At 64.6% G+C, this 5049-nt stretch carries 3 protein-coding genes; all 3 read left to right on the plus strand.

The genetic code is table 11. From position 1 onward, the window contains the following. Window positions 1-850: ATP-binding cassette domain-containing protein (locus VF497_RS14520; RefSeq protein ID WP_330889951.1), on the plus strand; the 850-nt coding region annotated here is incomplete at its 5' end. 52 nt (window positions 851-902) lie between these two features. Further along, window positions 903-1895 (plus strand): tetraacyldisaccharide 4'-kinase, encoded by a 993-nt coding sequence (lpxK, locus tag VF497_RS14525; RefSeq protein WP_330889953.1) that lies wholly within the window; start codon window positions 903-905, stop codon window positions 1893-1895. A 266-nt stretch (window positions 1896-2161) separates the two neighbouring features. After that, window positions 2162-4870: a magnesium-translocating P-type ATPase gene (gene mgtA, locus VF497_RS14530; RefSeq protein WP_330889955.1), complete on the plus strand. Its 2709-nt coding sequence runs from the start codon at window positions 2162-2164 to the stop codon at window positions 4868-4870. Window positions 4871-5049: the final 179 nt, after the last annotated feature.

A 5049-nucleotide genomic window follows, 5' to 3' on the forward strand; every position in this document is an offset into this window, starting at 1 on the left:
GGTGCAGGCCAACATGCAGCGCGGCATCGTCGCGGCGGAAGACCTGTTCGGCGTGCTCGATGCGCCGGGCGAGCCCGATACGGGTACGCGCTCGATCACACAGTGCCGCGGCGAGATCGATCTGCGCGGGGTTTCGTTCCGCTACGCGGGCCAGCACAGCGACGCGCTCGAAGGCGTGGACCTGCACTGCGCGTCTGGCACGGTCACCGCGCTGGTTGGGCGCTCGGGCAGTGGCAAGTCCAGCCTGGTCAGCCTGGTGCCGCGCTTCCATGAGCCGACGGCGGGCGAGATCCGCCTGGACGGCATCGCGCTCGCCGACTACCGCTTGGCCGATCTGCGCGCGCAGATCGCCTGGGTCGGTCAGCATGTCGTGCTGTTCGACGACACGATCGCGAACAACATCGCCTACGGCGCGCTTGCCGGCGCTTCGCGCGCTGCGATCGAAGCTGCGGCGCGCGCGGCGAACGCGATGGAGTTCATCGAGCGCCTGCCGCTCGGCCTCGATGCGCCGGTCGGCGAGGGCGGGGCACAGCTCTCCGGCGGCCAGCGCCAGCGCATCGCGATCGCGCGCGCGATCCTCAAGGATGCGCCGATCCTGATCCTCGACGAAGCGACGAGCGCGCTCGACACCGAATCGGAGCGTCTGATCCAGGATGCGTTGGGACGGTTGATGACGCGGCGCACCGTGCTCGTCATCGCCCATCGTCTTTCCACGATCGAGCACGCCGACCAGATCGCCGTGCTCGACGAAGGCCGCATCGTCGAACGCGGCACGCATGCGCAGCTGATCGCGGCCGGTGGCAAGTACGCGGCGCTGCATCGATTGCAGTTCCACGATTCGACATCTTAGTCACTCCGGCGAAGCCGGCATTCCATTTATCTTTGCCTCTGTTCTTGATGCAATGACACTGGCGCAGCGACTACCCGAAATCTGGTACGACGCCGAACCGTCGCCGTTTTGGCTGCGCGCTTTCGTACCTGTCTACCGCGGCCTGCGCGCGCTGCATCGCGTGCCATACGCGTTTGGCTGGAAAAAACCGCAGCGCCTGCCGGTGCCGGTGATTGTCGTCGGCAACCTCACCGTCGGTGGTACGGGCAAGACCCCGCTCGTGATCGCGCTCGTCGAGGCATTGCGCGCGCGGGGGCGCAAACCCGGCGTGATCAGTCGCGGTTACGGCGGTGCGGCGGATTCCGCGGAATTGCTCGATGCGGGCAACGACGCTGCGCGCGTCGGCGATGAACCCGTGTTGATCCGCGCCGCGACGGGCGTGCCGGTCGCGGTCGGTCGCGATCGCGCGTCGGCCGGACGCCTGCTGCTCGCCAATCACGACTGCGACGTGCTTGTCGCCGACGACGGCCTGCAGCATCTAGCGCTTTCCCGCGATGTGGAGATCTGCGTCATCGACGGCGAGCGCCGCTTCGGCAACGGCCTGTTGCTGCCGGCCGGGCCGCTGCGCGAGCCGCTGTCACGGCTGGATTCGATCGACTTCCGTATCTGCAACGGCGGCGAGGTGCAAGCTGGCGAAGTGCCGATGCAACTTATCGGCGACACGGCCGTTTCGCTGCGTGACGCAGGTGTGCAAAAACCTCTGCGCGACTTCGCCGGCCGCCGCGTCCACGCCGTCGCCGGCATCGGCAACCCGGCACGCTTCTTCGCGATGCTGCGCAGTGTGGGCATCGAGGTCGTCGAGCATGCGTTCGCAGACCATCACGCCTATGCCGCTGGCGATCTCGAATTCGGCGACGATGCGCCCGTGCTGATGACCGCGAAGGACGCGGTCAAATGCCGCGCGTTTGCGCGCGCGAATTGCTGGCAAGTGCCGGTGCGGACAAACCTGCCGCAGGCCTTTTTCGATGCGGTCTCCACGCGCATTGCGGATTTCAGCAAACGCTAACGATTTTTCCGTTGACAAGCCCGCACCGCGCGACTACCTTGCGCGCACCTTTCTTGCCGAGGACGTCCGTCCGTGGACCCTTGCAGTAGATTTTCCACTGCAGCCAACCCGACTTTTCCACGCGGATAGTTCCCCTTGCGGTGCGCTATCCCGTAGCGGATAGCTTGCCGACGCCAGCGCCCTTCGCGGGCATTCCCGTCGCCGAACTGCCACAAAGTCCGGGCAAACTGCTCGATTTGTGCGATTTGTATGACGGGAAGCCTCTCATGCTGAAATTCTCGATCGCGGCGATGCTGATCGGCGGCAACGGCCGCAACGGCGCCAAAAACGAAGCGGCGGCGCGCATCGCCGCGGAACTGACGGCGCTCGCGCAGCTGAATTGCGACGACGCCCTGGCCAGGCTCAATCCGGGTGGGCAGGCGCTCAATCCGGAGCAGGTCACCGAGCGCCTGGAGAAATACGGGCCGAACGTCGTCGCGCAGGAAAAGAAGAAGCCTTTCCTGCTCGAAATCGGCGAGCGTTTCATTACCAATCCGATCAACATCCTGTTGACCGTGCTCGCGCTGATCACCTGGTTCACGGGCGAGGAAGCCAGCGACAAGATCGGCGCGGTCATCATGTTCGCCATGGTCGTGATGGCCGTATTCGTCGCCTATTTCCAGGAAGCGCGCTCGAGCAACGCGGTCGAGCAACTGCGCAAGATGGTCAGCAACACGGCGACGGCGAAGCGCGAAGTCGAGGAGCACGCGCCGGGCGCCGACGAGGACGCCGCGTCGGTGCGCGCGGTGAAGAAACTCGAAGTGCCGATCGACGGGCTCGTGCCGGGAGATATCGTGTTCCTGTCGGCCGGCGACATGGTGCCCGCCGACCTGCGCCTGATCGTGGCGAAGGATCTGTTCATCAACCAGTCCGCGCTGACCGGCGAGTCGATGCCGGTCGAGAAATTCGCCGCGGCCGACGCCAGGGCACCGAACGCGCTCGAAGCGAAATCGCTGTGCTTCATGGGCTCGAACGTCGTTTCGGGCAGCGCGACCGCGGTCGTCGCCGCGACCGGTGCGAATACCTACTTCGGCGCGCTCGCCGGCTCGCTGGTTGGGCAGCGCGTGCAGACGAGCTTCGACAAGGGCGTGTCGCGCTTTGCCTGGCTGATGATCCGCTTCATGGCGGTGATGGTGCCGATCGTGTTCCTGATCAACGGCATCACCAAGGGCAGCTGGTTCGAGGCCTTCATGTTCGCCGTCGCGGTCGCCGTGGGCCTGACGCCCGAAATGCTGCCGATGATCGTCGCGATCAACCTGGCCAAGGGCGCGCTGAAGATGGCGAAGAAGGACGTCATCGTCAAGCGCCTCAACGCGATCCAGAACTTCGGCGCGATCGACGTGCTGTGCACGGACAAAACCGGCACGCTCACGCAGGACAAGGTCATTCTCGAACGCCACACGGACATCTACGGCGATGAAAACGCGAAGGTGCTCGAGTTCGCCTGGCTCAACAGCTTCCATCAGACCGGCCTGCGCAACCTGCTCGACGAGGCGGTGCTCGATGCGGTGCACGACGCCGACACGGTGCAGCACCTGCACGCCGAATACACGCTGGTCGACGAGGTGCCGTTCGATTTCACGCGCCGGCGCATGTCGGTGATCGTGAAGGCCAACAGCACCGGCAAGCACTTCATCATCTCCAAGGGCGCGGTCGCCGAGATGCTGGCCGTGTGTTCGAGCCTGGCGCACGAGAACGACTACTACGTGATGAGTCCGCAGCGGCTCAAGGAAGTGAAGGACGTCGCGCACGAGATGAACGAGGACGGCTTCCGCGCGCTCGCGATCGGCGTGCGTGACATCGAGGTCAAGGCCGCTTATTCGCGCGACGACGAGAAAGACCTGACGATGATGGGTTTCGTCGCCTTCCTCGATCCGCCGAAGGACTCGGCGGCCGATGCGATCACCGCGCTCAACGCCAACGGCGTTGCGGTCAAAATTCTCACCGGCGACAACGACACGGTCACACGCAACGTTTGCCGCCAGGTCGGTATCCAGGTCGACAAGTGGCTGACCGGGCCGAAGATCGAGGCGATGAGCGACGAGGAGCTGATGCTCGCCACGCGCGACACGCCGGTGTTCGCGCGCCTCAACCCGCAGCAGAAAGTGCGCGTGGTCGAGGCCCTGCACCGCGATGGCCACGTCGTCGGCTTCATGGGCGACGGCATCAACGACGGCCCGGCGCTGCGCGCGGCCGACGTCGGCATCTCGGTCGATACAGCGGTCGACATCGCCAAGGAGTCGGCCGACATCATCCTGCTCGAGAAGAGCCTGCTCGTGCTCGAGGAGGGCGTGCTCGAAGGCCGCAAGGTGTTCGGCAACATCCTCAAGTACATCAAGATGACCGCCTCGTCGAACTTCGGCAACATGTTCTCGATGATCGGCGCGTCGATCCTGCTGCCGTTCCTGCCGATGCTGCCGGTGCAGATCCTGCTCAACAACCTGCTCTATGATTTCTCGCAGACCGCGGTCGCTTCGGATGAGGTCGACCAGGAATATCTCGCCAAGCCGCGGCAGTGGGACCTCAAGGGCATCGCGCGCTTCATGGTCGGCATCGGCCCGGTTTCGTCGATATTCGACTATGTGACGTTCGCCGTGCTCTGGTTCGTGATCGGAGCGAACACGATGGCGCACGCAAGCCTGTTCCAGACCGGCTGGTTCATCGAGTCGCTGCTGTCGCAGACGCTGATCGTGCACGTGATCCGCACCGGCCGGATTCCGTTCCTGCAAAGCCGCGCGAGCCTGCCGCTCACCGTTGCCGGTGTGGTGATCTGCATCGTCGGCATCCTGCTGACCGCATTGCCGATCGGCGCCTGGTTCGGTTTCTCGCCGCTGCCGGCAATCTGGTGGCCGATCCTCGCCGCGATCCTCGTTGCCTATCTGGCGCTGACCCAGGTCGTGAAAAGCTGGATGGTCAAGCACTTCGGGTTGCTTTGAGGTGGAAGTGCATGGCGCAATCGGATGACGGCTTGGCGCGATCGGATTTTTCTTGAGGGGGCAGAGTTCCTATAGTTTGCTCCGAGGCATTGCGCCTCCAGGCAAACGAGGAATTCGCATGTCCAGAGTCTGGTTGATTACCGATGCCGCCCGTGGCCTCGGCCGCACCTTGGCCGAAG

It is taken from the genome of Rudaea sp. (assembly GCF_036383415.1).
GTDB lineage: Bacteria > Pseudomonadota > Gammaproteobacteria > Xanthomonadales > Rhodanobacteraceae > Rudaea.

What these genes read in the sequence shown, in the direction of transcription:
- lpxK (WP_330889953.1), top strand. Translation starts at nt 903, where the DNA reads ATGACACTGGCGCAGCGACTACCCGAAATCTGGTACGACGCCGAACCG.
- mgtA (WP_330889955.1), top strand. Translation starts at nt 2,162, where the DNA reads ATGCTGAAATTCTCGATCGCGGCGATGCTGATCGGCGGCAACGGCCGC.